Genomic DNA, 21,212 nt, shown 5'->3' with positions numbered 1-21,212 from the left:
GCAGTATAAGCGCTTTCTTTACCAACCGGTGCGATATTCGACTCCTGGAACGGACGACAGGCGGGGCACCATATGGATATGCAGAATGGCGCGTTCAGCGCGAGCGATCAGACAGCTGCTCAGACAGTGCGCCTTGCGGGCGGCGGAACCGCCGCGCCCCTCGCTGCGGTAACCGCGCATCACCGCGATGAGCTGCTGATCGGCGAAGTGATCGAGATTGCGGGCTCGGCCTCGCGCATCATTCTCGACGCAGCCGCGCTTGAGCGGCTCACGGGATCGGGCGATCCTGCGGTGGCGATGGCGGGCCAGGTCGGCGCGCAGGTCAAGGTACGTGTCGGCAACGTGTGGCTTCTCGCCAGCATTCGCGACCAGCACCTCCATAAGAGCGAGAGGGGGGTGATCATCGCCTCGGTCGATTTCCTTGGCGAGGGCGACGAGGAGAAGCTGACGGGGCGCATCCACAATTTCCGCCGCGGCGTCACCCGCTATCCGGTGCCGGGCAGCGAGGTTTATGCGGCGACGAGCGCCGACCTCAAGCAAATCTACGCCGCCGATGAGCGCGCGCATGTCGAGATCGGGACCGTCTATCCGACGCGGGATATCCGGGGATCGCTCTATGTCGATGCCATGCTCGGCAAGCATTTCGCGCTGCTCGGATCGACGGGTACCGGCAAGTCGACGAGCGCGGCGCTGATTCTCCACCGGATCTGCGAACTCGCGCCGCAGGGTCATATCGTGATGATCGACCCGCACGGCGAATATTCAGCGGCTTTCAAGGGGACGGGTGCGCTTTTCGACGTCGATAATCTCGCCATGCCCTACTGGCTGATGAATTTCGAGGAGCATTGCGAAGTCTTTGTCACCAGCGAGGGGCGTGAACGGCAGGGCGATTGCGACGTTCTTGCCAAATGCCTGCTGCAGGCGCGGCAGAAAAACCGCCTGGCCGAAGGCATGACCAAACTCACGGTCGACTCCCCCATTCCCTATCTCCTCTCCGATCTGCTCAACATCCTGCAGAACGAGATGGGCAAGCTCGACAAGGCGACATCGAGTGCGCCTTTCATGCGGATCAAGGGAAAGATCGAGGAAATGCGCGCCGATCCGCGCTATAATTTCATGTTTTCGGGCATGCTCGTCGCCGACACGATGGCGGCGTTCATCGGCAAGATATTCCGCCTGCCGTCGGACGGGCGGCCGATCTCGATCATCGACGTGTCGGGGGTGCCTTCGGACATTACCAGCGTTGTCGTGGCGGTGCTGTCGCGCCTCACCTTCGACTATGCGATATGGTCGCGGGGCGAGCCGCAGCGGCCGATTCTGCTCGTCTGCGAAGAGGCGCACCGCTACATCCCGGCCAAGGACGTCGGCCAAGGGCAGGCGGTGCGCAAGATTCTGGAGCGGATCGCCAAGGAGGGCCGTAAATACGGTGTTTCGCTCGGTCTGATCACGCAGCGACCATCAGACCTTGCCGAGGGTGTGCTGTCGCAGTGCGGCACGATCATCTCGATGCGCCTCAACAACGAACGCGACCAGCATTTCGTCAAGGCTGCGATGCCCGAGGGCGCGCGCGGCTTCATCGATTCGATCCCGGCGCTGCGCAACCGCGAATGTATCGTGTGCGGCGAGGGCGTCTCGATCCCGATCCGCGTCTATCTCGACACGCTCGAAGAGGACAAGCGCCCCGCGTCGAGCGACCCGCTCTTCTCCGAATTGTGGCGTGAGACGGGCGGCGAAGTTGAAATCCTCGACCGCGTGGTCAGGCGCTGGCGCAGTCAGGGGCGGTAGCGCAAGCTTTCTCTCTCGGTGCGGTGCGAACGGACGTCAGATCGCGGGCGGTTCCCATAGCTCGATCGGGTTTCCCTCGGGATCGTGGACGCGCGCAAAGCGGCCGATGGCGGGGTCGTCCCACTCCTTCTTGGTGATGATCTCCTCACCCGCGGCGCGAAACGGCGCGAGCACTGCGTCGAGGTCGTCCACGCGCAGATTGATCATGTACTGGCGGTCGGAGGGGAAATAGTCACTTTCGGCCTTGAAGGGCTCGAAGACGAGCGGGCCGGCGGTGACGTTCCAGACCCATTCGTTGGGCGGCGCGCTGTCGTCTGCGCTGCAGCCCCCGCCGACGCCGAGTCGCTGCTGATACCAGGCCTTGAGCGTCGCGGGATCCCGCGAGCGGAAGAAAAGTCCGCCGATACCTTTTACATGTCCCATCGAACGCCTCCTCATGATCGGGCGCGAAGGTTAGGAGGATTGCCTCAGCGAATCCACTCCCCGCTCCCCTTGAACTCGTCGCGGACCTGGCCCGACTGGTTGAGCCGCGCGTCGGTGTAGGCCGGCGGCGGCGAGGCGGGCTGCGGGACCGCCGCGACTGGCGTGCCGATGTCGCGCCCTTGCTGTGCAAGCGTGCCAGGCATCGGGGCCGCCGCCACGTCGGGAAGCGATGCGGCGCGAGCTTCGGGAGGCATGTCGGCCGGGACCGTACCTTGTGCGCGCGCGGCGAGCTGCTCGGCAACCGGCAGATAGGGGCCGGGCGCCGGTTCGCGGCCGAGATAGGGCGCGCGAAACGCGTCGGGCATCCCCCAGCGGCCGCGCCAGCGGTGGAAGATATGCGCGCCGACGATATTTGTCATGATGAGGCTCTTGCCCCAGCGCGGCCAGATCGCCTGGGTATGATAATGGGTCGCGAGCCCGACGCCGGGAAAGACCATGCCGCCGAGCGCCGCTGAGGCAACGCGGCTTGCGCGCAGCCAGCCGGCGCGGTTCGGGGCGCGCGCCATGGCGCCGTCGCAGGCGAAGGTAAACTGGCAGACGCCCGGTCGCTGCGATCCCTGGAAGACGACGCCGCAGACGGTGTTTGGAAAGCTTGGGTGACGAACGCGGTTGAGGACCACCTGCGCGACCCCGCGCATTCCATCGTCGCTTTCGGACGCCGCCTCATAATAAATGGCGGCGGTCAGGCAGTAATGCGCGCGTTCGCGATCAAGGGCCGTGGCGCCGCGAAATGCATAGGATCTGGCGGGAGGGCCGACAAATGCTTCCTCGCGCAGCGATGCGGGATCGAGGGGGAGCTGGCCGGTCGCGTCGGCGTATCCGATACTCGCCGGATCAGGGAGCGTCGGGTCGATCTTGAGCGCATCGGCATAGCTGCCTGCATTCATGATCGCCCAGCGCTCGGGGTCATAGGGTTTGAAGTCCAGCGCCACGCTGGCGCTGTAAGGACCAAGACGCGGGGTGTAGGCGCGAAGCTGACCGCTCCCCACAGCCATCGCAAGCGATGCGACAATTACGGCCGCAATCAATCCTGCCCAGAAATTGCGCCCTGGACCCGCCAGCGGCTCAGCCAGCGGATCGACCCAAGCTCTGCCCGGTCTAAGATGCAATTCGGGTTTCATGCGTGCGTCGGAAATCCCGTGCTGCCCCGCGCGACCGATTCGCGAGGGGATGCACGCTGCCCCTCATATGCTGGGAGATACGAACAAAAAGTTGCGCGGCGGGCAAAATGTCTCGCGGCGGGACAGGCGCGCGGCGCGCGATCAGGCTCTTATGTCGGCGTGATACCAGTCGCCGCGCGGCGTCACCGTGACCGGGAGGCCGAAAAGGTCGGTGAGCCTCTCGCTGGTCAGGAGGTCCGCCTTCGCCCCGTCGTGGAGGAGGCGGCCATCGCGCAGCATCACAATGCGGTCGATCTCGGGCAAAATCTCCTCGATGTGGTGGGTGATGAGCAGCATCGTCGTCCCGCCCCGCGCGATTTCGCGCAACATGTTGAGGAAGTGGTGCCGCGCCGCGGGGTCGAGCCCGGCGCAGGGTTCGTCGAGCAGCAGCGCGCGCGGCCGGTGTGCAAGCGCGCGGGCGATCAGCACACGGCGCGCTTCGCCGGTTGACAGGCTCGCCATGCTGCGCCCGATCAGATGACCTGCGCCGACCTGCTCGAGCGCGGCGCGCGAGGCGTCGATCATTTCCCGCGTATAATGCTGATGCTTCCACAGCCCGCGCGAGGCGAAAAAGCCTGAGACCACGCAATCGAGGACCTCGAGCGGCGGTTCGGCGTCGAAATCGAGTTGCTCGGTCGAGGAAATGATGCCGAGCAGTTTGCGCAGCTCGAACACGTTCCAGCTGTCCTGCCCGAAGATGCGTAGCTCAGCGCCCCAGACGGGGTAGAGTTGGCGCGTGATCAGCTTGACGAGCGTCGATTTGCCCGAACCGTTGGCGCCAAGGATCGCGGCGCTCTCGCCCGCGCCGACGGTGAGCGCGGAAAGGTCGAGGATGCACGCTTCGTCTGCCATGACGCGGACGCTGGCGAGGGCGAGGAGGGGAGGTTCGTCGGCCATTGCGGCGCGTTGAGCATGGTCCGGCGCAAAAGGGCAAGGAATATCATGACGGCGGCGCCTTTTCCGTCGTGAAGGGCGGGGACGCTGCCGATTCTCCCTCCCGGGCAGCCGTGGAAAATATCGGGCGGTCGCAGCCGAAGGGCAGGCCGTTTCCCCCTTGCCGAGACCCCGCAACACGCCTATATGCAGCGCACTTCTTGACATGGTTAGCCAGTTGGGACGTCGGGGCCGCGGGCCGCGGCGGCTATACCCACATGCTTTTCCGGTCATGCGATAGGAAAGATGGATTTGGTCGATTTCGCCGCCCTCAATGCGATCGTCGCACCCGAAGCCGAGGCGATGGGCCTGGCGCTGGTGCGCGTCGCATTTTTCGGTGGCGAGAGCGACCCCACGCTGCAGGTGATGGCCGAGCGGCCCGACACGCGCCAGCTGACGATCGACGATTGCGCCGAATTGTCGCGCCGCATCTCGGATCGGCTCGACGCGCTCGAAGAAGCCGGAAAGGACCCGGTCGACGGCGCTTACCGGCTTGAAGTCTCGTCCCCCGGTATTGACCGGCCTTTGACGCGCCGCGCCGACTTCGCCGACTGGGCGGGGCATGAGGCAAAGGTGGCGCTCAAGGAGAAGCTGGACGGGCGCCAGCGCTTCAACGGCACGCTGATCGGGATCGACGGCGATGTCGTGACGATTTTGGACAAGGAAGAGGTTGAGCATAAGCTGCCGTTCGACGCGATCGATACCGCAAAGCTCGTGCTCACCGACAAATTAATTGCCGCAACCGTCCCGCTCTCGACCGAGGGCGCTGACGAAATGGAAGAAGAAGGACAGGACTGATGGCCACAGCCATTTCCGCCAACAAGGCCGAGCTGCTCGCGATCGCCAATGCGGTCGCCAGCGAGAAGATGATCGACAAGGCGATCGTCATCGAGGCGATCGAGGAAGCGATCCAGCGCGCGGCGCGTGCGCGTTACGGCGCCGAGAACGACATTCGTGCCAAGCTCGACCCGCAGACGGGGGACCTGCGCTTGTGGCGCGTCGTCGAGGTCGTCGAGCAGGTCGACGATTATTTCAAGCAGGTCGACCTTGCTGCGGCCCAGAAGCTGCAGAAGGACGCCAGGATCGGCGACTTCATCGTCGACCCGCTGCCCGCGGTCGACCTTGGCCGCATCGACGCGCAGTCGGCGAAGCAGGTCATTTTCCAGAAGGTCCGCGAGGCCGACCGCGAGCGCCAGTATCAGGAATTCAAGGATCGCGCGGGTGAGATCATCACCGGCGTCGTGAAGTCGGTCGAGTTTGGCCACATCGTCGTCAATCTGGGCCGCGCCGAAGGCGTGATCCGCCGCGACCAGCAGATTCCGCGCGAACTGATGCGCGTCGGCGACCGCGTTCGCGCGCTGATCCTGTCGGTGCGCAGCGAGACCCGCGGGCCGCAGATTTTCCTCAGCCGCGCGCACCCCGACTTCATGAAGAAGCTCTTCGCGCAGGAAGTCCCCGAAATCTATGACGGGATCATCGAGATCAAGGCGGCTGCCCGCGATCCAGGTTCGCGGGCGAAGATCGGCGTCATCAGCTATGACGGCAGCATCGATCCTGTGGGTGCCTGCGTCGGCATGAAGGGCAGCCGCGTCCAGGCGGTCGTCCAGGAAATGCAGGGCGAAAAGATCGACATCATCCCCTGGTCGGAAGACACGGCAACCTTTGTCGTCAACGCGCTTCAGCCTGCGACAGTGCAGCGCGTCGTCATCGACGAGGATGACGGGCGCATCGAGGTCGTGGTTCCTGACGATCAGCTGAGCCTCGCCATCGGTCGCCGCGGGCAGAATGTCCGTCTTGCAAGCCAGCTCACTGGCAGCCAGATCGACATCATGACCGAGGCGGACGCGAGCGAGAAGCGCCAGCGCGAATTCGTCGAACGCTCGACGATGTTCCAGGAAGAGCTCGACGTCGACGAAACGCTCGCGCAGCTGCTCGTTGCTGAAGGCTTCGGCGAGCTTGAGGAAGTCGCCTACGTGCCGCTCGACGAACTCGCGGGCATCGAAGGCTTTGACGAGGAATTGGCGCAGGAGCTACAGAGCCGTGCGACCGAGGCGCTCGATCGCCGCGAGGAAGCCGCGCGCGCTGAACGCCGCGAACTCGGCGTCGAAGACGCGCTTGCAGAGCTTCCGCATCTCACCGAGGCGATGCTGGTCACGCTCGGCAAGGGGGGGATCAAGACGCTCGACGATCTTGCTGATCTTGCGACCGACGAACTCATTGCCAAGAAGCGGCAGGACAATCGCCGCGGCCCTTCGCGCGACCGCGGCGAGCGTCCCGAGGACAAGGGCGGCGTTCTGGGCGAATATGGCCTGACCGAAGAGCAGGGCAACGAGATCATCATGGCGGCGCGTGCGCACTGGTTCGAGGACGAACCCGAGGCGGCCGCGCCTGCCGAAGCGGCCGCGGCGGAGCCGCAGAACGGGGAGGCCGCCGATGCGGACCCCGCGCAATGATCAGCTGACCGAAACCGACCGCGCAAAGGGGCGCGGCAGCCATGTGCCCGAGCGGCGCTGCGTGGTGACTGGCGAGGTGGCGCCGGCACAAAGGCTCGTGCGCCTCGCGCTCGGGCCCGACGGATGTATCGCGCCCGACGTGCATGCCAAGGCGCCGGGTCGCGGCGCGTGGATCGGCGTGACCCGCACCGAGCTCGAAGCGGCACAGTCCAAGGGCAAGCTCAAGGGCGGGCTTGCCCGCGCGCTGCACAGCGGCGACATCCTCATTCCCGATGACCTTGGCGAGCGGATTGCCGGGCAGCTGGCGCGTGCGACGCTCGACCGGCTGGGCCTCGAATCGCGCGCCGGCACGCTCATCAGCGGCAATGACAAGATCGAGCAGGCAGCGCGGCGCGGGCAGGTTCGCCTGCTTCTTCATGCGAGCGATGCAGGCGAGGATGGGCGCAAAAAACTGGCGCAGGCCTGGCGCGTCGGGGAGAATGACGAAGGCTCGGGCCGCGAAGGGATGGTCTTGCCGGTAGACCGAAACGCCCTATCTATGGCACTGGGGCGTGAAAATGCGGTGCATCTGGCGATTATCGACGCCCGCGCCGCTGACCGGGTGCTGGCGCATTTGAGCCGCTGGCAGTTTTTTACCGGATGGAGTAGGGACGCGGCCAACCGCGTTTCGTCGGAGGATTCCCGCGTAGCGGGAGACGAGGCTGTGTCTACGGATTCCGGGGCTTCGGACGCGTTTTTGAAGGAATGATGGTTTTCGATGAGTGACGAACAGGACAAGCCGACCCTTACCCGCAAGCCGCTGGGGCTGAAGCGGACGGTCGAGGCCGGACAGGTGCAGCAGCAGTTCAGCCACGGGCGCCGCAACACGGTGGTGGTCGAGGTGAAGCGCCGCCGCGTGATCGGCCGTCCGGGCGAAGCTGCCCCCGCGCCCGAGGCCGAAGAGCCCCAGGCCGCGCCCGCGCCGAAGCCCCAGCCTGCTCCCGCTCCGAAGCCTGCCCCGCCGCGCGCGAGCGAATCGGACAGCCTGATGACGCGGCAGGAGCGTCAGGCGCAGCTGCTGCGTGAGGCCGAAGAGGCCCGCATGGCGGCGCTTGAGGAAACGCGCCGGCGCGAAGAGGCTGCGCGCGCTCGCGCCGCCGAAGAAGAAAAGCGGCGCGCAGCGGAGCGTGAGCAACAGGCCGTAGCCAAGCCAGCCGAGCCCGAACCGGCGGCGGCGCCGGCTGCCAGCGAACCCGAGGCGGCAGAAGCCCCTGCAGCTGAGGCCCCGCGCCCGGCGGCGGCGCCGCGTGCCGCGGCGACCGCAGCCCCTGCGCCCCGCCGTTTCACACCGGTCGAGGCGCCCAAGCGCCCCGAACCCAAACGTCCCGAACCCAAGGCCAACCGCGGTGCGGACAATCGTCGCCAGTCGGGCAAGCTGACGGTCGCCCGAGCGCTCAACGAGGATGAAGGCGCCCGCGCCCGCAGCCTTGCGGCCCTGAAGCGGGCGCGCGAGAAGGAACGGCGTTCGCATATCACCTCCTCGGGCCCGCGCGAAAAGCAGGTCCGTGAAGTCGTCGTGCCCGACACGATCACCGTTCAGGAACTTGCGAACCGCATGGCCGAAAAGGGCGCGGATCTTGTGAAGGCGCTGTTCAAGATGGGCATGCCGGTCACCGTCAACCAGACGATCGACCAGGATACAGCAGAGCTGCTCGTCACCGAGTTCGGGCACGAGATCAAACGCGTGAGCGAAGCCGATGTCGACATCCGCCACGATAAGGATGTCGACGATCCGGCAGCGCTGAAGCCGCGCGCGCCGGTGGTCACGATCATGGGTCACGTCGACCACGGCAAGACCAGCCTGCTCGACGCGCTGCGCGGCGCGAACGTCCAGGCGGGCGAAGCCGGCGGCATCACCCAGCATATCGGTGCCTATCAGGTGAAGACGCCCGACGGATCGCTCGTCACCTTCCTCGACACGCCGGGTCACGAAGCCTTTACCGAGATGCGCGCGCGCGGTGCCAATGTTACCGACATCGTCATCCTGGTGGTCGCCGCCGATGACGGGCTGAAGCCGCAGTCGATCGAGGCGATCAATCACGCCAAGGCGGCCGGCGTTCCGATCGTCGTCGCGATCAACAAGGTCGACAAGGAGGGAGCGAACCCGCAGCGCGTGCGCGAGCGACTCCTCGAGCATGAGGTGATCGTCGAGGAAATGGGCGGTGATGTCCAGAATGTCGAAGTGTCGGCGCTGAAGAAAACCGGCCTCGACAAGTTGCTCGATGCGATCGCGCTGCAGGCCGAGATCATGGAGCTGAAGGCGAACCCCGACCGTGCTGCCGAAGGCACGGTGGTCGAGGCGAAGCTCGACAAGGGGCGCGGACCGGTGGCGACCATCCTGATCCGGCGCGGCACGCTGAAGGTCGGCGACATCTTCGTCTGTGGCGCGGAGAGCGGCCGCGTTCGCGCGCTGGTCGACGATCATGGTAAGCAGATCAAGCAGGCAGGCCCCTCGATGCCGGTCGAGGTCCTTGGCCTCGGCGGTGTACCGATGGCGGGCGATACGTTGACCGTCGTCGAGAATGAGGCGCGCGCCCGCGAGGTCGCTGCCTATCGTCAGGAGCAGGCGCTGAAGAAGCGGACGGCGCAGGCGCCGGTCAGCCTCGAGGGCATGTTCTCCGCACTCGCCGACAAAGCCAATGTCATCGAGTATCCGGTGGTCATCAAGGCCGACGTGCAGGGCAGCGTGGAGGCGATCGTCAACGCGCTCAACAAGCTGTCGACCGACGAGATCCGCGTTCGCGTGCTCCATTCGGGTGCTGGCGCGATCACCGAGAGCGACGTGACGCTCGCTGCGTCGACCAAGGCGCCGATCATCGGATTCAACGTCCGCCCGAACGCCAAGGCGCGCGAGATCGCGAACCGTGAGAAAGTGCGTTTCCTCTATTATGACGTCATCTATCATCTGACCGAAGAGGTGGCGAAGGAGATGGCGGGCGAACTCGGCCCCGAACGCGTCGAAACCGTCGTCGGCCGCGCCGAGGTCAAGGAAGTCTTCCCGGCGGGCAAGCGCGACAAGGCCGCGGGTCTGCTCGTGCTCGAAGGCTCGATCCGCAAGGGGCTCCATGCGCGCCTTACACGCGACGATGTCATCGTTTCGGCGACAACGATCGCGTCGCTCCGCCGCTTCAAGGACGACGTCGCTGAAGTGCGCGCGGGCCTCGAGTGCGGCGTCGTGCTCGCGGATACCAACGACATCAAGCCCGGCGATCACCTCGAAGTGTTCGAGGTCGAGGAACGCGAACGCACGCTGTAAGTGGACCATCCCTGCACCTCCGCTGGCGCGGGGGGCAGGAGGAATTGATCGATGCGTCATAATGAGACCCAGTCCGGCCCCTCGGTCCGCGTGCTGCGCGTGGGCGAGCAGGTGCGCCACGTGCTGAGCGAAATCCTCCAGCGCGGCGACGTTCACGACGATGTGCTCGCAACGCACCCCGTCAGCGTGACCGAGGTCCGCATGTCGCCCGACCTGCGGCATGCGACCGTTTTCGTAAAACCGCTGCTCGGCCGTGACGAAGAGGCGGTGATCAAGGCGCTGAGGACCAATACGGCCTATCTCCAGCGCGAGGTCGCCCACCGCATCCGCATGAAATATGCAGCAAAGCTCAAGTTCCTGCCCGATGAGAGCTTCGACGAAGCGAGCCATATCGAGACGTTGCTGCGCGATCCGAAGGTGGCGCGCGATCTGGGGCCTTTAGAGGAAAAGGACGCCTGACGGCGACCTTGACTTAATGGGTTGAGGTCGGGGTGGCGGCTATTTTGCGCCCTTGATCCCCGCCGCTTCCTCCAGTTCGACGAGAGCGTCTTCGAGATAATCGATCATCCGCTGCGCATGCGGGACGCTGCGGCGGCAGGCAGTGATGCCAAAGTCGATATTCTTGTTGTTGGAAACCTGGGTGATGTTCATCGCCATCCCGTCAACGGGGATACTCGCGGGATACATGCCGTCGAGCCTTGCGCCGTTCCAGTACATCTGCTCGCGCGGACCGGGCACGTTGGAGATGGTGGCCGAATAGGCCGGGAATCTGTCGGCGGTGCGGGTCAGCGCGGTCAGCATCTGCGGAACGCTGGTGATCGCGGTGTAAATCCGGATCTGCTGCGCGGTCATCGCGCGCAACTGCGCCTTTGCAGCGTTCATCGACGCCTGGATGGCCGCCATCCGCTCGGCAGGGTCATCGATATGGGTTGCGAGATTGGCGGTGACCGAGGCGACCGAATTTCCCGAATCGACATCATCCCTGGGACGGATCGACACCGGCGCCATCGCCTTCAAGGGCTTGTCGGGCAGCTCGTTCAGCGATTGGAGATATTTGCGCATCGCGCCTGCGCACATGCCAAGCACCGCGTCGTTGATCGTCCCGTCATAGGCTTTGCCGACCGCCCGGACGCGCTCGAGCGACCAGCTTTGCGCAACAAAGCGGCGCGCGCCGGTGATGTTGCGGTTGAAACTGGTCCGCGGCACGCCCGTAAAGGGGGTGGCAAGACCATCCCCGCCAAGACCGAACATCGCGGCGGCATATTGGTTGAGCGCCTTCGTCACGCCGACGCTGTTGCCCCATTGTTCCTTCAGGAAGTCGCCGATCGCCCTGATGTCGGTGAGGTTCGCAAGCAGCGGCTTCGGCTTCGGCGTCGGGAAGCTACGCTTATAAGCCTCATAGGCTTCAACCGAGAGCGGCGAGCAGGCGCGCCGTTCGGCGCGATCGGTCGAGAGCATCGAATTGTAGAAATGGATGCTCGCGGCGCCGTCCATCAGCGCGTGGTGGATTTTCTTGAAGGTTGCGATCTGACGGTTTGGCAAACCCGAGATCAGCGTGATCTCCCACAAGGGCCGGGTGCGGTCAAGGAGCCCGGAATGAAGGCGCGATGCGAGTTCGAACATCTCGCGGTAGCGCCCCGGTTTCGGCAACGCCGCGGCGCGGACATGGTAGTGCATGTCGATGTCGCGGTCGGGCTCGAGCCGGATCGGACCATATTGCCCAAGCGGCGTCAATTTCAGGGCTTCGCTGAACGGGCGCCGCAGCCCTCCCGGCTGGCGGAGCAAGGCGAGCTGTTCGTTCAGCCATTCGGTCTCATCGACATCGTCGGGGAGGGTGTAGAGATTGATGCCACCGATGTGCATCGGCATTTCGCGGCTTTCCCCCCACAGGAACATCGCGTCGCTCACCGGCATCAGCCGCATCGGCGGTCCACTCCCTTCAGCGTATCATGCGCGCAGCATGACAGCGGGCAGCGGTGTGTCAAGCAAGGGCAGGAGCCAAAGGAGCGACGGGCTGAAGGTCAGGCGGCCTCGGGCGCGCTGTGTGCGCAAAAGTCTATCTCGATTGTCACCGCTCCCTCGCGTTCGAGATGATGCGGGACGCAAGGCGGGATGAGCACAGTATCGCCGGCCTTGAGCACGCGCGAGCCGCCCTCTTCATCGTCCCAGCGGAAGCGGATCGAGCCTGCAAGGACCGTGAGCAGCCCCCATGCCCCTTCTTTCAGATCGTGACGGCGGAGCAGGCCGGCGGGGATATCGTCTGCACCAAAGGGACCGATCCTCCGGTAGGCACGCGCCCCCGCGGGAAGAGCGGGCCCGCGGTCGGCGATTGGCGCGCTCATGATCAGAAGCCAGCGGCGGCGCGGGCGATGAAGAAGGTCACGCCAAGAAAGGCGAATCCAGCCGGTACTGCGAGAATCTGCGCCGCGACACTGCGCCGGTCCATGGGTCCGGTCCAGGTCTCGAGCAGGCCGTCGCTGCGATCGAGCGGCGAATCATGCTCGGCGCCCTTCTGCGCATGGAGAAGTTTGGCTGTCCCGAAGAACATGAGCATGTAGAGGCCCGAAATGACGAGCATCATCACGCTCGCGGCGTCGCGCCCGGTTGCGGCGAAGATGCCAAGAAAGAAGATGGCATAGCAGGCGAACATCGCACGCCAGGCCGAGCGCGGGAGCTGGAAGCCGGCCTGCACCCCGCTTGTTTCATAGGGATCGTTGGAGCGATAGGCCGGCGCGGGCAGGACAGGGCGGTCAGACATCGGGCAACTCCACTTTCTTTTCAAGAGGATCGCTGCGGTCGCGGTGGACCCAGATGCCGGTGAGCAGGCTTTCCGCTATCATTCGCGCCTTCGCGCCGACATGACGAACCGCCTCGGGGGTGGCGGCGATATCGTCGAGCGTCTGGTAGAAGAGCCGCAACCATTGCTGGAAATGCTCCTGCCCGATCGTCGGGATTGCCAAATGCTTCATCATCGGATTGCCGGTGAAATTGCCGGCGCTGAGCAGGATCGTCTGCCAGAAACGGTTCATCTGGCCGAGATGCTTCGGCCAGTCATCGATACGCTCATCGAAGATCGGGCCGAGCATCGCATCCTCGCGTACCGACGCATAGAAGCGATCGACCATTTCGGCGATGAACGCTTCGTTGATCCCCATCGCATAGGCCTCGGCGCGTCGCTCCTCGCGGGCAGCGATCGCGTGGGGGTGAGCCTGAACCGTGCGTGTCGTCATTTGTCTACCGACTCTTTATTGGGTATTCCAGATACCTCTTTAAGCGGGTTGCTGCTAAAAGCAATATCTAATATACCTATTTTATGAAACTCAGTCTCCACAGCGATTATGCCTTGCGGATCCTCATGGCTCTCGCCGCAACCAGGCGGCAGATGTCGGTCGACGAGATCGCCGGCCAATATGACATCTCGCGCAATCATCTCGCCAAGGTCGCACAGCGGCTGCAGGCGCTTGGCTACGTCCGCGCGCAGCGCGGCCGTGGCGGTGGGCTGACGCTCGCGCGCGATCCCGAGACGGTGACTGTCGGTTCGGTGGTGCGCGAGCTCGAGAATCTGGAAGGGCTGGTCGAGTGCATGGCCGCCGCGACCTCGCGCTGCCCGGTTCGGGGGAGCTGCGGACTGCAAGGCGCATTGGGCGGCGCGCTCGCGGCGTTTCTGAATCATCTCGACGGCTACCAGCTTACCGATCTGATACCCCAGCCAGACCGGTTTCGCGCACTCCTCGGCGTCGCCTGATTTTCAATTTGCGCGGCGGCGCCAAGGCGGTATCGCATTCCCCATGGCGAAGCTCTATTTCTATTATGCCAGCATGAACGCTGGCAAGTCGACGACGCTGCTTCAGGCGGATTTCAACTATCGCGAGCGTGGGATGGAGACGATGCTCTGGACCGCGGCGCTCGACGATCGATATGGCGCCGGGCAGATTACGAGCCGCATCGGTCTGCTCGCCGAAGCGCATAAATTTGATCCCGACAGCAATTTATGGGCAGCGGTAAAGGCCGAGCACGCCAAACGCCCTCTTGCCTGCGTGCTCGTCGACGAAGCGCAGTTTCTCTCTCGCGCGCAGGTTCTTGATCTCGCCCGGCTGGCGGACGAGACCAATATCCCGGTGCTCTGTTACGGCCTGCGCACCGACTTTGCGGCCAATCTCTTTCCAGGCTCTGCGGCGCTGCTCGGGCTTGCCGATGCGCTCGTCGAATTGAAGGCGGTTTGCGAATGCGGGCGCAAGGCGACGATGAACTTGCGCGTCGACGATGTCGGGCGTGCGGTGGTCGAGGGCGCGCAGACCGAGATCGGCGGCAACGATCGCTATGTCGCGATGTGCCGGCGACATTTCATGGAAAAGCGGCGCGAGGCGGCCCATGCGCTCGCCGATGCTTGACCGCCTCTACGCCGAACTCGCCGAGGGGGACCTGAGGCTCGTCAAGCTTGTCGAGGCGCACCGCGCGGCGCTGCGCGCGGCCTGTGCCGCCGATGACGACATCTGGCTCATCTATGCATCGAGCTTCGATTCCGAGCATTTCGATGCGAACTTTACCGGGCTACTCGAAAATCCTGCCCGGATGCCCTATGCGGTGTTTGACGGAGCGCGGCTCGTCGGCATGACGGCGTGGCTGCGGGCGGACGTTTCGGCGCAGACGATCGAGATCGGAAATAGCTATCTCCATCCCGACGCGCGCGGGACGGGGCTCAACGGGCGCATGAAGCGATTGATGCTGAACCATGCCTTTGCGGTCGGATTCCGCCGCGTGGAGTTTCGTATCGACGAGCGTAACGGGCGCAGCCAGGCGGCGGTTTCAAAGCTCGGTGCGACCAAGGAAGGCGTGCTGCGAGCCGAACGCATCACCTGGACCGGGCATGTTCGCGACACCGGGCTTTGGTCCGTGCTCGCCGCGAAGTGATGGGGTCGTCTGCTCGCGGCTCCTATTGCAAGCAGTCTTTGAGCGGACCCTATGCCGGCTTCGGGGCCGCCTTCGCCGTCGGCATGGGCCGCCGCGCGCGGGGTCTTTTGCGGGCAGAATCTTCCTGTGGGACGGCGCACTCGGCAGATGCCGGTGAATCCCATCAAGCGAAATGGCTGAGCCCGCGTCCCGGCGGGCACGGATCCGCTCGCCGGCCTGAGCTTTGCCAAAGGCACCGAGGCGCGGTCAGCGCGCGTTCAGCCGCGTCCTGCTAGAAGCCGTCCATGAGACAGAAACTCGCACTCTCCCTGGCCGCCATGCTGCTTCCCCTTTCGGCCGCGGCGGCCGACGAGCCTCAAAAGGCGCGCGAAATCGGTGCCGAGGCCAGCATTGCCTTTCCAGGCGACACCACAATCCGTAACTGGCGCGCCGACCGCGAACGCGGCATCTGGGTGCAGGACCGCCGCGGCGATTGGTATTATGGCCTGTTTGCAGGTATCTGCCGCGACGTCGATTTCGCGCAGGCCATCGGTTTCGACACGCGCGGGCAGTCGCGTCTTGACCGCTTTGCTACCCTCATCGTGCGCGGTGAGCGCTGCCCGCTGGTCTCCTTCGTAAACTCTGAGCCGCCGCCCTCGAAGGCTGAGCGCGACAGGACGAAGGACACAGCCGATGCGAAGGCTGCGCCTGTAAATTGACAATTCGCGCCGCAGCCGCTTAGCGGCGGCGGATGAACGGCTGGATCATTCTCGATAAACCATTGGGACTTACCTCCGCGCAGGCCGTGGGCGCGGTCAAGCGCGTGTGCCGCGAGGCCGGGCTCGGCAAGGTCAAGGTCGGCCATGGCGGTACGCTTGATCCCTTGGCATCAGGGGTCCTGCCGATTGCGCTCGGTGAAGCGACCAAGCTTACCGGGCGGATGCTCGATGCAAGCAAAGTTTATCACTTCAGCCTGTCCTTTGGCACCGAGACCGCGGGGCTCGACGCCGAGGGCGCGGTGGTCGCGGTGAGCGAGGTGCGCCCGACCCTTCGCGAGATCGCCGCGGTGCTGCCGCGCTTCATCGGCGACATCGAGCAGGTGCCCCCCGCCTTTTCCGCCATCAAGATCGATGGCGAACGCGCGTATGACCGCGCGCGCAAGGGCGAGCTGTTCGAGATGAAGGCGCGGGGCGTGACGATTTACGGCCTTGATATCCAGGAGGAGGAAGCGAGGGAAGGCGAGGTGCTAGAGGAGCTGACCTTCACCGCCCATGTCTCGAAAGGTACCTATATCCGCAGCCTCGCCCGCGATATTGCGCATGCGGTGGGCACCGTCGGTCATGTCACCATGCTACGCCGCGCCAAAGCGGGGCCTTTCACGCTGGGCGACGCGATTTCGCTGGACAAATTGAACGCTTTCGGCCAAGGGGCCGCGCAATCAGAGATTATTCTGCCGCTGGAGGCAGGGCTGGTCGACATCCCGGCTCTGGACCTTTCCCCGGAAGCGGCAGGGGCGATCCGACAGGGTCGCGTCTGGTCCGGGGTAAGCACGCACGACGGGCTCTATTGGGGGCAGGACGGCGAACGTCGCCCGATTGCCCTGATAGAGGTTTCGGCCGGAACGCTGAAAGTCGTGCGAGGCTTCAATCTTTAAGCCATGATGTTCGAGGAAAGTAACTATGTCGATTACAGCCGAGCGTAAAGCCGAAGTCATCAAGGACAATGCCCGCGCAAAGGGGGACACCGGTTCGCCGGAAGTCCAGGTCGCGATTCTGACGGACCGCATCAACACGCTGACCGAGCATTTCAAGGCGCACCACAAGGACAATCACAGCCGCCGCGGGCTGCTGATGATGGTCAACAAGCGTCGCAGCCTGCTCGACTATCTCCGCAAGAAGGATGAGGGTCGCTATCAGGCACTGATCGCAAAGCTCGGTCTTCGTAAGTAAGATTTCGAAGGCGGCCCCGGGCTCCGGGGCCGCTTTCATTTTATCCGTTCGCGCGAACGGAGTTGGAGGAACAGCCGCAATCCGGCGACTGTTTCGCAAGCAAGGGGCCAAGAAACGCCCCGTACCGCCCCGGGCCGGACTGCCCGGACACAGAGGCCCCGCCCGGCATAGGGCCCGGCGGGCGAAGGAAAATCCATGTTTGACGTGAAAAAAGTATCGATCGAGTGGGGCGGTGAAACGCTGACCCTCGAAACGGGCAAGGTTGCCCGTCAGGCCGACGGCGCCGTGATGGCGACGCTGGGCGAAACGGTTGTCCTGTGCGCCGTAACCGCCGCGAAGTCGGTCAAGGAAGGGCAGGATTTCTTCCCGCTCACCGTCCATTATCAGGAAAAATATTCGGCCGCAGGGCGTATCCCCGGCGGCTTCTTCAAGCGCGAACGCGGCGCAACCGAAAAGGAAACGCTGGTCAGCCGCCTGATCGACCGTCCGATCCGCCCGCTGTTCCCTGAAGGCTTCTATAACGAGATCAACGCCATCGCTCAGGTCCTGAGCTACGATGGTCATAATGAACCCGACATTCTCGCGATGGTCGCCGCATCGGCTGCGCTCACCATTTCGGGCGTTCCCTTCATGGGCCCGATCGGCGCTGCCCGGGTCGGTTACCTCGATGGCGAATATATTCTGAACCCGACCGATGAGCAGGTTGCCGAAGGCGATCTCGACCTCGTCGTTGCCGCGACGCACGACGCGGTGATGATGGTCGAGTCCGAGGCCAATGAGCTCTCCGAAGAGGTCATGCTCGGCGCAGTGATGTTCGCGCACGACGCCTGCAAGGACGTTGTGAAGGCGATCATCAATCTGGCTGAACAGGCTGCCAAGGATCCATGGGAAATGGCGTCGTCGGACGACAATGCCGCACTCAAGGACAAGTTGAAGAAGCTGATCGGCAAGGACATTGCCGCAGCCTACAAGCTCACCGACAAATCGGCTCGCTCCAACGCCTTGAACGAGGCCCGCGCGAAGGCGAAGGAACAGTTCGTCGCCGACGGGCTCGACCCGCAGGCGGTGATGGCCGGCATCAAGCTGGTCAAGAAGCTCGAGGCTGAAATCGTTCGCACCGCCATCCTCAAGGAAGGCAAGCGCATCGACGGTCGCAGCACGACCCAGATCCGTCCGATCGTCGCCGAAACGCACTTCCTGCCGCGAGCGCATGGTTCGGCGCTCTTCACCCGCGGCGAGACGCAGACGATCGCAACCTGCACGCTCGGCACCAAGGAAAGCGAGCAGATGGTCGACGGCCTCAACGGGCTCAGCTACCAGAATTTCATGCTCCACTATAACTTCCCGCCCTATTCGGTCGGTGAAGTTGGCCGCTTCGGCGCGCCGGGCCGCCGCGAAGTCGGCCACGGCAAGCTCGCCTGGCGGGCGCTGCATCCGGTGCTGCCGTCGAAGGACGACTTCCCCTACACGATCCGCCTCACCAGCGACATCACCGAGTCGAACGGTTCGTCGTCGATGGCGACCGTGTGCGGCGGCTCGCTGTCGCTGATGGACGCCGGGGTGCCGATCAAGCGGCCGGTCTCGGGCATTGCGATGGGCCTGATCCTTGAAGGCAAGGATTATGCGATTCTCTCGGACATCCTCGGTGACGAAGACCACCTCGGCGACATGGATTTCAAGGTCGCGGGCACGTCCGAAGGCATCACCACGATGCAGATGGACATCAAGATCGCCGGCATCACGAAGGAAATTTTCGAGGCCGCGCTGGCGCAAGCCAAGGAAGGCCGCGCGCACATTCTCGGCGAGATGAACAAGGCGCTCGGCGAAACCCGCAGCGAATTGTCGGCACATGCGCCGCGGATCGAGACGATGCAGATCGACAAGGCGAAGATTCGCGACGTCATCGGCACCGGCGGCAAGGTGATCCGCGAGATCGTCGCGACGACCGGCGCCAAGGTCGACATTGACGATGAGGGCCTGATCAAGATCTCGTCGAGCGACCTCGATCAGATCGAGGCCGCGCGCAAATGGATCAGCGGCATCGTCGAGGAACCCGAGGTCGGCAAGATCTATGACGGCAAGGTCGTCAACCTCGTCGATTTCGGGGCGTTCGTGAATTTCATGGGCGGCAAGGACGGTCTCGTCCACGTCAGCGAAATCAAGAATGAGCGCGTCGAGAAGGTCGCCGACGTCCTGAGCGAAGGCCAGGAGGTCAAGGTCAAGGTCCTCGAAATCGATCCGCGCGGCAAGGTCCGCCTGTCGATGCGCGTCGTCGACCAGGAAACGGGCGAGGAACTTGAAGACACGCGCCCGCCGCGCGAACCGCGCGAGCGCGGTGATCGGGGCGACCGCGGCCCGCGCCGCGAAGGCGAGCGCGGCCGGGGCGGCCGCGACCGCAGTCCGCGCCGCGATGGCGAAGGCCGCGGCCCGCGCCGCGAGCGCAGCGACAATGTTCCTGAAGATGAAGGCCATGTGCCCGACTTTCTGAAGGACTGATCGCCTGCCAGGCAGAACAAAAAAGGGGCTGCGAGAGCGGTCCCTTTTTTTTGAGCCCAGCGATGGGCGAGCGGCAGTGATGAGGGCGTCTTCGAGGGCGCGGCGTGCCCTGTCTTTCCCAAGCTTGGCTTCTCACAAGCGGGGGCTCGCCAAGGACACCGGCTTTGGGATATGCCCGGCGCATGCTCACGATCTTCCTGCCGCTTCTCGCGCTTGCCGCCCAGCCCGCCGAATCGATGCTCGCCTCGCCGCCCGCGCCCGCGGCGACGTCCGGGCCCTCAGCCCCTGCCGCAGCGGACACGCGGCCTTATGTCGCACTCGCGACCGATCTTGGCACGATCACGCTGCGCCTTGAGGACAAGCGCGCGCCCGCCACGGCAGCGAATTTTCTGCGCTATGTCGATACAAAGCGAATGGATGGCTTCAAATTCTACCGCGCGACGCGAAGTTGGGGGCCGGATAATCGCCTGATCCAGGCAGGAAACCGCGGGGACGCGGCGAAGAATTTTCCTCCGGTCAAACATGAGGCGACGACCACGACGGGGCTCACCAACTGTGATGGCGCGCTGTCGATGGCGCGGCTCAACCCCGGCGACGCGACGACCGACTTCTTTCTGCTGCTCTCCGACATCAAGGGCTTTGACGCCGATGCGGTGGGCGGCGACGGCGCAGGCTTTGCCGTGTTCGGCGAGATTGTCGGCGGCCGCGACATTGCCGAGAAAATCTTTGCCGCCCCGCTTTCGCCCACCGCGGGGGAAGGTGCGATGAAAGGCCAGATTCTGGACCCGATGGTGACCATCAAGACCGCGCGCCGCGTTCCCGCGCCCGTCGATGCGCCTCAGGGCTGCGTCGTCAAGGCCGCAGCGGCGGAGCCTGCAGCCGGCGCATCGGCCCAATAGCAGGGCAAGGCGGCGCGGCGCGCTATCATTTATTTTGCGTTCATCCGCGCTGTGGCTATACCGCCCGCATGACTCAGCCCGTTTCCCCGCGCGCCGCCGTGCGCCTGCTCGCTGCCGCTCTTGTGATGACGCCCCTGTTGGCGGCCTGCGCCGGGGGAGGCGGGGTCAAAAAGGATACCCGCTACGTTGCGCGCGACGTCAGCACGCTCTATCGGGCGGCGCAGGACCGGCTCGACCGCAATCAGTACAAGCTCGCCGCGGCGCTGTTCGACGAGGTCGAGAGACAGCACCCCTATTCGCCCTGGGCCCGCCGTGCGCAGCTCATGAGCGCCTTTTCCTATTATATGGACCGCGAATATACGCCGTCGATCGAAGCGGCGCAGCGCTTCCTCGCGATCCATCCGGGCAACAAGGATGCGCCCTACGCTTATTATCTGATTGCGCTGAACTATTATGAGCAGATCAGCGACGTCACCCGCGACCAGAAGGTCACCGCGCAGGCGCAGGCCGCGCTGGGGGAGGTGATCCGCCGCTACCCCGACACGCGCTATGCCGCCGACGCGCGGATCAAGATGGATCTCGTGCGTGATCATCTTGCAGGCAAGGAGATGGAGATCGGCCGCTTCTATCAGCGCAGCTCGAACTGGCTTGCCGCCTCGCTCCGCTTTCGCGAAGTGACCGAAAAGTTCCAGACCACGAGCCACGCACCCGAGGCCCTCTATCGCCTGACCGAATGCTATCTCGCGCTCGGCATTCCGTCCGAGGCGAAGAAGGCGGCCGCGGTGCTGGGCGCCAACTACCCGGGCAGCAAATGGTACAAGCGCGCCTTCGACCTGATGCAGAGGCACGCCCCGCAGGCCTGACGCATC

22 protein-coding genes are annotated in these 21,212 nt (G+C 64.5%); 15 read left to right on the top strand and 7 right to left on the bottom strand.

Translation table 11 applies throughout. From position 1 onward, the window contains the following. The first annotated feature begins 72 nt into the window (after positions 1-72). A complete protein-coding gene (locus tag B5X69_RS14340) occupies positions 73-1,785 on the top strand; it encodes a helicase HerA domain-containing protein (RefSeq protein ID WP_217699127.1) in 1,713 nt (570 codons plus the stop codon). 36 nt (positions 1,786-1,821) lie between these two features. Here the strand turns inward: B5X69_RS14340 and B5X69_RS14335 are convergent, their stop codons facing one another. The 3 genes from B5X69_RS14335 to B5X69_RS14325 form a co-directional block, all read right to left on the bottom strand. Beyond that, positions 1,822-2,208, bottom strand: coding sequence for a VOC family protein (locus B5X69_RS14335; RefSeq protein ID WP_079639390.1), 387 nt, complete (start codon positions 2,206-2,208; stop codon positions 1,822-1,824). A gap of 44 nt (positions 2,209-2,252) precedes the next feature. Next, a complete protein-coding gene (locus tag B5X69_RS14330; RefSeq protein WP_079639389.1) occupies positions 2,253-3,389 on the bottom strand; it encodes a cell wall hydrolase in 1,137 nt (378 codons plus the stop codon). Positions 3,390-3,530: 141 nt separating this feature from the next. Then, positions 3,531-4,325: an ABC transporter ATP-binding protein gene (locus tag B5X69_RS14325; protein ID WP_079639388.1), complete on the bottom strand. Its 795-nt coding sequence runs from the start codon at positions 4,323-4,325 to the stop codon at positions 3,531-3,533. A 288-nt stretch (positions 4,326-4,613) separates the two neighbouring features. On the opposite strand from B5X69_RS14325, the gene rimP reads away from it, so the two are divergent. The 5 genes from rimP to rbfA are packed head-to-tail and all read left to right on the top strand — an operon-like array spanning position 4,614 to position 10,568. After that, the gene (rimP, locus tag B5X69_RS14320; protein WP_079639405.1) at positions 4,614-5,159 is read left to right on the top strand and encodes a ribosome maturation protein RimP; all 546 of its coding nucleotides are present in this window, start codon (positions 4,614-4,616) and stop codon (positions 5,157-5,159) included. Then, positions 5,159-6,814: a transcription termination factor NusA gene (gene nusA / locus B5X69_RS14315; RefSeq protein ID WP_079639387.1), complete on the top strand. Its 1,656-nt coding sequence runs from the start codon at positions 5,159-5,161 to the stop codon at positions 6,812-6,814. Before rimP ends, nusA begins: the two co-directional genes overlap by 1 nt. Then, positions 6,795-7,562: a DUF448 domain-containing protein gene (locus B5X69_RS14310; RefSeq protein WP_079639386.1), complete on the top strand. Its 768-nt coding sequence runs from the start codon at positions 6,795-6,797 to the stop codon at positions 7,560-7,562. Before nusA ends, B5X69_RS14310 begins: the two co-directional genes overlap by 20 nt. A gap of 9 nt (positions 7,563-7,571) precedes the next feature. Then, a complete protein-coding gene (infB, locus tag B5X69_RS14305) occupies positions 7,572-10,109 on the top strand; it encodes a translation initiation factor IF-2 (protein ID WP_079639385.1) in 2,538 nt (845 codons plus the stop codon). 51 nt (positions 10,110-10,160) lie between these two features. Then, complete coding sequence (rbfA, locus tag B5X69_RS14300) at positions 10,161-10,568, top strand: 30S ribosome-binding factor RbfA (protein WP_079639384.1); 408 nt, start codon at positions 10,161-10,163, stop codon at positions 10,566-10,568. A gap of 39 nt (positions 10,569-10,607) precedes the next feature. Here the strand turns inward: rbfA and B5X69_RS14295 are convergent, their stop codons facing one another. From B5X69_RS14295 to B5X69_RS14280, 4 genes are all read right to left on the bottom strand, one after another. Beyond that, a complete protein-coding gene (locus B5X69_RS14295; RefSeq protein WP_079639383.1) occupies positions 10,608-12,032 on the bottom strand; it encodes a WS/DGAT/MGAT family O-acyltransferase in 1,425 nt (474 codons plus the stop codon). Positions 12,033-12,130: 98 nt separating this feature from the next. Continuing rightward, positions 12,131-12,451 (bottom strand): TehB family protein, encoded by a 321-nt coding sequence (locus B5X69_RS14290; protein WP_079639382.1) that lies wholly within the window; start codon positions 12,449-12,451, stop codon positions 12,131-12,133. A gap of 2 nt (positions 12,452-12,453) precedes the next feature. Then, positions 12,454-12,867 (bottom strand): hypothetical protein, encoded by a 414-nt coding sequence (locus B5X69_RS14285; RefSeq protein ID WP_079639381.1) that lies wholly within the window; start codon positions 12,865-12,867, stop codon positions 12,454-12,456. Next, positions 12,860-13,339, bottom strand: coding sequence for a group III truncated hemoglobin (locus tag B5X69_RS14280; protein WP_079639380.1), 480 nt, complete (start codon positions 13,337-13,339; stop codon positions 12,860-12,862). The genes B5X69_RS14285 and B5X69_RS14280 overlap by 8 nt, the downstream gene beginning before the upstream one ends. An 83-nt stretch (positions 13,340-13,422) precedes the next feature. Between B5X69_RS14280 and B5X69_RS14275 the strand changes: the two genes are divergently transcribed. From B5X69_RS14275 to B5X69_RS14235, 9 genes are all read left to right on the top strand, one after another. Further along, the gene (locus B5X69_RS14275; RefSeq protein WP_079639379.1) at positions 13,423-13,854 is read left to right on the top strand and encodes an RrF2 family transcriptional regulator; all 432 of its coding nucleotides are present in this window, start codon (positions 13,423-13,425) and stop codon (positions 13,852-13,854) included. A gap of 43 nt (positions 13,855-13,897) precedes the next feature. Beyond that, positions 13,898-14,500, top strand: coding sequence for a thymidine kinase (locus B5X69_RS14270; RefSeq protein WP_079639378.1), 603 nt, complete (start codon positions 13,898-13,900; stop codon positions 14,498-14,500). Further along, positions 14,493-15,020 (top strand): GNAT family N-acetyltransferase, encoded by a 528-nt coding sequence (locus B5X69_RS14265; protein ID WP_079639404.1) that lies wholly within the window; start codon positions 14,493-14,495, stop codon positions 15,018-15,020. The genes B5X69_RS14270 and B5X69_RS14265 overlap by 8 nt, the downstream gene beginning before the upstream one ends. Positions 15,021-15,304: 284 nt before the next feature. Continuing rightward, complete coding sequence (locus B5X69_RS14260) at positions 15,305-15,718, top strand: DUF6491 family protein (protein WP_245798752.1); 414 nt, start codon at positions 15,305-15,307, stop codon at positions 15,716-15,718. A gap of 32 nt (positions 15,719-15,750) precedes the next feature. Beyond that, positions 15,751-16,653 carry a tRNA pseudouridine(55) synthase TruB gene (gene truB, locus B5X69_RS14255; protein ID WP_079639376.1) on the top strand — a complete coding sequence of 301 codons (903 nt, stop codon included), beginning with the start codon at positions 15,751-15,753 and terminating at the stop codon, positions 16,651-16,653. 25 nt (positions 16,654-16,678) lie between these two features. Continuing rightward, entirely contained in the window at positions 16,679-16,948 is a 270-nt protein-coding gene (gene rpsO / locus B5X69_RS14250) for a 30S ribosomal protein S15 (protein ID WP_079639375.1), read from the top strand. A 195-nt stretch (positions 16,949-17,143) separates the two neighbouring features. Next, a complete protein-coding gene (gene pnp, locus B5X69_RS14245) occupies positions 17,144-19,444 on the top strand; it encodes a polyribonucleotide nucleotidyltransferase (protein WP_079639374.1) in 2,301 nt (766 codons plus the stop codon). A 182-nt stretch (positions 19,445-19,626) separates the two neighbouring features. Beyond that, positions 19,627-20,343, top strand: coding sequence for a peptidylprolyl isomerase (locus B5X69_RS14240; protein ID WP_079639373.1), 717 nt, complete (start codon positions 19,627-19,629; stop codon positions 20,341-20,343). Positions 20,344-20,411: 68 nt separating this feature from the next. After that, complete coding sequence (locus tag B5X69_RS14235) at positions 20,412-21,206, top strand: outer membrane protein assembly factor BamD (protein ID WP_079639372.1); 795 nt, start codon at positions 20,412-20,414, stop codon at positions 21,204-21,206. Positions 21,207-21,212: the final 6 nt, after the last annotated feature.

Origin of the sequence: Sphingopyxis flava, from assembly GCF_900168005.1 — a bacterium.
Taxonomy (GTDB): domain Bacteria; phylum Pseudomonadota; class Alphaproteobacteria; order Sphingomonadales; family Sphingomonadaceae; genus Sphingopyxis; species Sphingopyxis flava.
The sequence above is the reverse complement of the archived record's forward strand: the minus strand, read 5'-3'. Positions and strand labels throughout refer to the sequence as shown.

What these genes read in the sequence shown, in the direction of transcription:
- B5X69_RS14310 (WP_079639386.1), top strand. Translation starts at nt 6,795, where the DNA reads ATGCGGACCCCGCGCAATGATCAGCTGACCGAAACCGACCGCGCAAAG.
- rpsO (WP_079639375.1), top strand. Translation starts at nt 16,679, where the DNA reads ATGTCGATTACAGCCGAGCGTAAAGCCGAAGTCATCAAGGACAATGCC.
- B5X69_RS14325 (WP_079639388.1), bottom strand. Translation starts at nt 4,325, where the DNA reads ATGGCCGACGAACCTCCCCTCCTCGCCCTCGCCAGCGTCCGCGTCATG.
- B5X69_RS14285 (WP_079639381.1), bottom strand. Translation starts at nt 12,867, where the DNA reads ATGTCTGACCGCCCTGTCCTGCCCGCGCCGGCCTATCGCTCCAACGAT.
- pnp (WP_079639374.1), top strand. Translation starts at nt 17,144, where the DNA reads ATGTTTGACGTGAAAAAAGTATCGATCGAGTGGGGCGGTGAAACGCTG.
- B5X69_RS14235 (WP_079639372.1), top strand. Translation starts at nt 20,412, where the DNA reads ATGACTCAGCCCGTTTCCCCGCGCGCCGCCGTGCGCCTGCTCGCTGCC.
- truB (WP_079639376.1), top strand. Translation starts at nt 15,751, where the DNA reads ATGAACGGCTGGATCATTCTCGATAAACCATTGGGACTTACCTCCGCG.
- B5X69_RS14340 (WP_217699127.1), top strand. Translation starts at nt 73, where the DNA reads ATGGATATGCAGAATGGCGCGTTCAGCGCGAGCGATCAGACAGCTGCT.
- B5X69_RS14265 (WP_079639404.1), top strand. Translation starts at nt 14,493, where the DNA reads ATGCTTGACCGCCTCTACGCCGAACTCGCCGAGGGGGACCTGAGGCTC.
- B5X69_RS14270 (WP_079639378.1), top strand. Translation starts at nt 13,898, where the DNA reads ATGGCGAAGCTCTATTTCTATTATGCCAGCATGAACGCTGGCAAGTCG.
- B5X69_RS14240 (WP_079639373.1), top strand. Translation starts at nt 19,627, where the DNA reads ATGCTCACGATCTTCCTGCCGCTTCTCGCGCTTGCCGCCCAGCCCGCC.
- rbfA (WP_079639384.1), top strand. Translation starts at nt 10,161, where the DNA reads ATGCGTCATAATGAGACCCAGTCCGGCCCCTCGGTCCGCGTGCTGCGC.
- B5X69_RS14330 (WP_079639389.1), bottom strand. Translation starts at nt 3,389, where the DNA reads ATGAAACCCGAATTGCATCTTAGACCGGGCAGAGCTTGGGTCGATCCG.
- B5X69_RS14275 (WP_079639379.1), top strand. Translation starts at nt 13,423, where the DNA reads ATGAAACTCAGTCTCCACAGCGATTATGCCTTGCGGATCCTCATGGCT.
- infB (WP_079639385.1), top strand. Translation starts at nt 7,572, where the DNA reads ATGAGTGACGAACAGGACAAGCCGACCCTTACCCGCAAGCCGCTGGGG.
- B5X69_RS14260 (WP_245798752.1), top strand. Translation starts at nt 15,305, where the DNA reads ATGAGACAGAAACTCGCACTCTCCCTGGCCGCCATGCTGCTTCCCCTT.
- B5X69_RS14280 (WP_079639380.1), bottom strand. Translation starts at nt 13,339, where the DNA reads ATGACGACACGCACGGTTCAGGCTCACCCCCACGCGATCGCTGCCCGC.
- B5X69_RS14290 (WP_079639382.1), bottom strand. Translation starts at nt 12,451, where the DNA reads ATGAGCGCGCCAATCGCCGACCGCGGGCCCGCTCTTCCCGCGGGGGCG.
- nusA (WP_079639387.1), top strand. Translation starts at nt 5,159, where the DNA reads ATGGCCACAGCCATTTCCGCCAACAAGGCCGAGCTGCTCGCGATCGCC.
- B5X69_RS14295 (WP_079639383.1), bottom strand. Translation starts at nt 12,032, where the DNA reads ATGCGGCTGATGCCGGTGAGCGACGCGATGTTCCTGTGGGGGGAAAGC.
- B5X69_RS14335 (WP_079639390.1), bottom strand. Translation starts at nt 2,208, where the DNA reads ATGGGACATGTAAAAGGTATCGGCGGACTTTTCTTCCGCTCGCGGGAT.